Below are 5,909 nucleotides of genomic sequence, written 5' to 3'. Positions count from 1 at the left end.
CAGAGACACCGCGAAAAAAAGATACCGTGATTTTGTCGAGTCGGTTGAAAACGAAAAAATTGAGAATCCGTCCGATGACGTCGCAGGCGGTGTTGTCTTGGGGCGAGACGATCGAATCAGAAGGAAAATACTTAATATTTGAGATGCGACCCCCATGTCCTTCCCAAAGTTATATTTTTATGCCCCTAATTTTTCCTTGCCGATGGCGATGAAACTTAGTGGGCTGTCCAGCCGCCGTCGATCAGCATGATATGTCCGGTCATGTAGTCCGAGGCTTTCGATGCCAGAAAAACCGCAGCAGAACTCACATCTTTGGGTTTGCCGACGCGGCCGAGCGGGGTATTCTCAAGAACATATTGATTAAAGGCCGGATCTTTCAGCATGGGTTCGGTGAGCGGGGTTTCGATAAATGCGGGCGCAATGGCATTGACATTGATATGATGCTGCGCCCATTCGATGGCCAGAACCTTGGTGACCAGATTGACCCCGCCTTTGCTGGCACAATACGCTGCCCGCCCGGGTATTCCGACCGTACCGGCATCGGATGAAATATTGATGATTTTACCCATTTTCTGAGAGATCATCACCCGGCCCACGGCCTGGGCACAGAAAAAAAGCCCTTTAAGATTGGTGTTCATCACCTGGTCCCAGTTGTCTTCGGTCACATCCTCCGCCCGCTGGGGGCGGTTGATCCCCGCATTGTTGACCAGAATGTCGATGCGGCCGAAGGCCTCAACCGCACGATCCACCATGGGGCGGATGCTGTGGATATCCGATACATCCATCGAAACCGGTAGCGCCTGCCTTCCCATGGCCTGGATTTTTTTCGCCACCGCTTTCAGCTCCGATTCGGTTCGGCTGCAGGCAACAACGTGGGCACCGTAGCGGGCCAGTGCAAGGCTGATGTCATGGCCCAGCCCGCGGCCGGCACCTGTGACGACGGCTATTTTTCCGGACAGGTCAAACTCATTTTTCGTCTGCATGGGCATCTGTGTGTCTCCTTTTGTTAGATGTAAGCTGAAATCCTGGTCATAGCACTTTAATTATTCCAACTCTCCAGGCTCAAATGCGCCAACTCCAGTACCTCGAGACGAAGCACCTAACATGCTCAGCACCGTATTCAGATATATCCTCGTAGTGGGGACCAGCGAATCCACTTCCAGGTATTCGTTGGCCTTGCAGGTGTTGCCCCCCTGGGGTCCGTAGAGCAGGATGGGGATCCCGCCGTAAACCGTGAAATGGGAGGCGTCGTTCACGCTTCTGCCGATTACAAAGTTCGGCGGCCGGTTGAATTCAACCTGGATTTGCCGGTCGATCTGCCTGACGATGGCGGCATCTTCGGCTACCAGGTAGGCGGTCGGCGCCGGGGTGGGACGGTCGTCCCACTGGATCTGAACCGTGGATTTAATCTGCGACTGCGCGATCACCTGGCGCAGCAATTGCGCCTCGGACTCGGCGGTCTGCCCGGGGATGGTGTGGCGCTCCAGGTAAACGTGGGCCCGTTCCGGAATCAGGATCATCGTGGACCCGCCCTGAATCGATGTGACCGCCAGGTTGCTCGTGATGTTGTAGGCTTCGTTGACACCCAGGGCCTGGGGCGGGACCTGATCCAGCGCGGTCACCAGCCTGGCCGCGTCCACCACCGCATTGACGCCCTCGTCATGGTCATAGGAGGCCTGGATGGTTTTCCCCTTCAGGGTCAGATGAAATAAATGCCGGCCGCGCTGGCCGATGCGAACCTCCCGGCGCGCCGTGGGCTCCGGGTTCAATCCGCAGCTGCAATCCCTCAGCAGACCGCTCTTGATGACTTCATGGGCGCCGCGCGACCAGTTTTCTTCATCGGTGGTGGCAACGATGTAAAGCCGCCCGCCCAGCTCGGCCCCGGACTCAACGATGGCCTCCAGCACGCCCAAGATACAGGCGGCGCCGGCCTTCATGTCATGGATTCCCAGGCCGTATAGCCGATTGCCGTTCCGCACGGTTTTAAACGGATCGCTGTCCCAGCCGTCGCAGACATCGAAGGTATCCAGGTGAAACAGCAGCAGCATCCCGGGGCTCTCCCCGGAGCCGTCAAACCAGGAGACGATCGTATCGCCGGCATCCTCCACCGGCAAGCGTTTGACTGCGTCCATGCCCAGGGAATTCATATAGTCAAACACCCAGTCGGCCAGGGCATGCTCCTTTCCGGTGACGGACGGGATTTCCACCAACGTCCGGGTGAGTTGGATGAGACGGTCTTCGCTGATATAGTCGGCAATATTTGGCATGGAAACCCCCAGGAATGTCGAATGTCGAATGTCGATTGACGAATGTCGAATTATGGTATTCTGTTTGTCGTGAGCTTATTTGTCGAACGGTCTATTTATATTTTTTTGACAGGATCAACCAGTCTCCGCACAAATGCTTCGCCCGGCAGGCTGGATCAACAAGATAGTTTCCTTATCAGGAAAAATAATTATCCTGTAAATCCAGCTAATCCTGTCTAAAAAATGACTAAAGAGCTGCCAATGTAGCGGCGGGGTTTATCCCCGCCAGAACCTGGCCGCAATTCATCTGAAAAAGTTACATGGCACATTCAATTTTGGACAACGGCGGAACCGCCGTTTAGGCGGGGATAAACCCCGCCACTACTTTTTTGATCCAGCCTGCTGGGGTTCGATTTTAAGGAAGTTTCATGTGAGAGACCAAAGGTCTGTTCTGCCATCTGCCTTCCGTCATCTTCTCCCAAACCCCGATTGCCTCCAACCAATAACCAATAACGAATAACAAATAACTACTTTTTTCTACCTTCCGTCATCTGTTTTCTGACCTCTGACCTCTGTCTTCAGTCCTCAGGCAGGGTTTGCTTCCCGGTCATGGATTCGATCTCTATTTTCACCATGCAGACGTCTTTCATACAGGTTCCGTATTGATGCTTGCGTCCTTTTACATCTTCCGGCAGGTGTTGGTCCATCATTATGTCGGCGGCCTGCTTTTTTTCCGCGGCGTTCTCGATGATATAGGCCTTGCCGCAGCCGATCACGCTTCGATAGTACGTCGTACAATCCGGGACATGATCGGCGTTTAAGACCCACACATCGATTTGGGTTTGAAAACAGACCGTGTTGTTTATTTTGATCAGATCGATTTTTTTGCCCTCCCGGGCACAGTGAAAATAGACGGTGTTGGCGGCATAGTCGAAGTTCAGGGGGACAATATAGGGGCGATCGCCGTCCAGCAGGCCGAGGTGAAAAATCTGAGCCTTCTTCAGTATCGCCTCTATTTTTTGGGGGTCTGTGATTTCCTTGTCTTTTCTTCTCATCGCACTAACTCCCTTTCGACAATGCCGGTCAGACAGCCGATGGCCCCGGCTGCCTTTCTCAACTCACTGACATCCACCGTGTGGCATTGGATGCCCAGCGACTCGTAATAGGACCGGGTCCGGGGATTGCCGGCCGGCATCAGGATTTCACGCGGCCCGATACAGACAAAATTAAAGGCCGATCCGGTGCGCAGCTCTTCGGTAAGCGGTACGAAGGCCACCTCAAGGCCGCAGTGTTTGGCGGCCTCCACCGCTCTGTGAACCAGCCGGTTGGGGTACGCTAGGCCCAGATCCTTGTCGGCGATTCGGAGCATGCCCATCAGGTGCATCGACCCGTAGGGCAGATCCACCTCAACCACTTCAGCCCCGATTTCCGTCAAAATGGATTCCACCTGGTTGGCACCTTCGTCGTTGGTCCGCAGCCCCCGGCCGACAATGGCGACCTCCGGCCGCAGCCACATGAGGTCGGCGCCTTCGAAGGTGCCGGTGCCGCGCACCGATTTGAGGATGGGCACCCCCATGTCGGCCAGACGCCGCGCCACCCAGCGCTCTTCGCCGGCGCGCACCGTGGAGGCGGGCCGGGCAATGATAACGCCTTCTGGGGTGGCCGCCATCAGATCGGCCACGAACATCTGATTGGGGGTGGCCGTTTCGTCCGGCTTCACGTAAAACACGTCGATGCCCAATTTTTCGTATGCCGCCGCCATGTCTTCGTGCTGGGACCGGGCCTTGGCAACATCGAGCGACGCGAGCATCTGGACGGCATCGTAATCGTCCAGGGATGCCTTCAGCTCCTCGCCGGGCGCGTGGAGCAATACCTTTTTGAGAGGTGCCCATTCGCTGTCGATCCCGCAGGCACCCCACAGGCTGCCCAGCTCCTGCTGCAGGCTCCGGGTGCGCGGCGACCAGTCGTCACCGCCGTAAGTGGCTTTAAATGGGTTCATTTTAGACATTGAAAAATTTCCTCCTTTCAATGCAACATTGGTTTCCGTTTTCGGGCTTCGAGTGTCAGGATTCAATAATTTGGCAGTATACAATTGAGGAAATGCGAATTCAGGAATTCGGGAATTGAAGGTAGTCCGTCCATCTAATTCCTCAATTTCTTAATCCCTCAATCCCTGAATCCCCCAATTCCCCGATCCCTCAATTCCAATCCGGCACCATCAGACCGAATCCATCGAACCGGTAAACCCGGACTTTGCCCTCGATTTCACAGGCTGCGTTATCGGCAACGATCTGTTCAAAAGCCGCCTGCACCCGGATAAGGGCTGTTTTTTCAACGTAAGCCTCGTTGTGGGACGGGCAGAGATGGTTCACCCCAGGCAGCAGGTCCACCAGGTAGTCGATCGATCGGCGATACACGGCGAAATCAGAATCTTCAAAGTGGGCAAACAACATGCCCGGGTAAAATGTGTCGCCGGTAAACAACAATTTGTCGCGGCTGTCCATCAGACAGATGCTGTCGGCCGTGTGGCCGGGGGTGTGGTGCACCGTCAGGGTGCGCCTGCCCAGGTCGATGACCTCCAGGTGTTGCAGCCGGCGGGTCACCCGCGAAGGCCGGATCTCATAGGCTGCCGGGTCGAAGCCGGCCGGCAATTCCAGATAGCAGCCGGGCGCCATGTAGCCGGTGCATTCTTCGCGGCTTTTGCCCTGCTCGATGCGGGCCACGTCGCTGTCGCTGCCAAAGGCCCACACCTCGCTGAAACGGTGATTGTCGCCGATGTGGTCATAGTGGCCATGCGTGACCACCACCACCACCGGCAGATCCGCCAGCCGGTTGACTTCGGCCTTGAGGTCGGCGATGCCCATGCCGGTGTCGAGCAGGACCGCACGCTTGCTGCCAATGATCAGGTAGGAGATCGCCTCCTCCGCATGGCCCGGCTCCAGCATCGCGAATACGCCCTCGCTGACCCGGTAAATCTCGAACCAGGGCGACAGGCTCGCCAGCTTTTCCAATCTCCGGTTGCCGGCCCTCGGCAGAACGTCCGGCCACATACTTTGATACATGCTCGTATATCTCCTATTTTGCTTGATGGGACATCCAGTTGCCGATGCCCAACCCGGCGAAGCCTGAAATGAATGTTAAAGATTGAAAATTTAAGATTTATGTTTTTGCTTTTCTGGGCGCTGATGATTTTTAGGGTATCGATACATTATTCGTCGGCTTTGATAAACGCGTATATCTTTTTGTCGCGGGCTGAAAGTGATTGCCCTTGCTCGTAGAGCTTGTCTAAAAAATAATGGTAAAAATCGTGGCGCAGGCTGTCCCGGTTGGCGGTCACGAACCAGTGGTTGCGGGACCAGATGATGGGGGAGTGATTGATCTTGCCCTTTTGGAATATGCCGGCGAGGGCTTCGGTCTTGTCGGCGATAATGTCGATGGATTCCCCACCGAGCTTGTTCTTGATCCGGTGATGACCCGGATGAAAAACCTGTATGTCATAAACGATGTCCATGGGCCCCATGGATATGTAGCGGACGCCGACACCCCGCCGGACGGCAGAATCGATATGACTTCGCAAGCGCTGCCAGGTCTGGGGAAACAGGCGCAGGTACAACTCCTGCCGGGCGGAATCAATGATGTCCCCGGCTTTGGATATGACTTCTT

General features: G+C 55.5%; 6 protein-coding genes. All 6 read right to left on the bottom strand.

The annotated features are described in order from the left end of the window. Window positions 1-215 precede the first annotated feature (215 nt). Entirely contained in the window at window positions 216-989 is a 774-nt protein-coding gene (locus ACZCED_RS24685) for an SDR family NAD(P)-dependent oxidoreductase (protein ID WP_464862093.1), read from the bottom strand. Between the two features lie 54 nt (window positions 990-1,043). Next, on the bottom strand, window positions 1,044-2,267 hold the full coding sequence (locus tag ACZCED_RS24680; RefSeq protein ID WP_464862092.1) for a M20 family metallopeptidase: 1,224 nt from the start codon (window positions 2,265-2,267) through the stop codon (window positions 1,044-1,046). Window positions 2,268-2,824: 557 nt separating this feature from the next. Next, window positions 2,825-3,301: a pyridoxamine 5'-phosphate oxidase family protein gene (locus ACZCED_RS24675; protein WP_464862091.1), complete on the bottom strand. Its 477-nt coding sequence runs from the start codon at window positions 3,299-3,301 to the stop codon at window positions 2,825-2,827. Continuing rightward, window positions 3,298-4,254 (bottom strand): dimethylarginine dimethylaminohydrolase family protein, encoded by a 957-nt coding sequence (locus tag ACZCED_RS24670; protein ID WP_464862090.1) that lies wholly within the window; start codon window positions 4,252-4,254, stop codon window positions 3,298-3,300. Before ACZCED_RS24670 ends, ACZCED_RS24675 begins: the two co-directional genes overlap by 4 nt. A gap of 190 nt (window positions 4,255-4,444) precedes the next feature. Then, a complete protein-coding gene (locus ACZCED_RS24665; RefSeq protein WP_464862089.1) occupies window positions 4,445-5,308 on the bottom strand; it encodes an MBL fold metallo-hydrolase in 864 nt (287 codons plus the stop codon). 146 nt (window positions 5,309-5,454) lie between these two features. After that, window positions 5,455-5,909 (bottom strand): TrmB family transcriptional regulator sugar-binding domain-containing protein (locus ACZCED_RS24660; protein ID WP_464862088.1); only part of this gene is annotated, 455 nt, incomplete at its 5' end.

Source organism: Desulfosarcina sp. (assembly GCF_055467485.1).
Note: the sequence above shows the minus strand (reverse complement) of the source record. Positions and strands in the feature narration are given on the sequence as shown.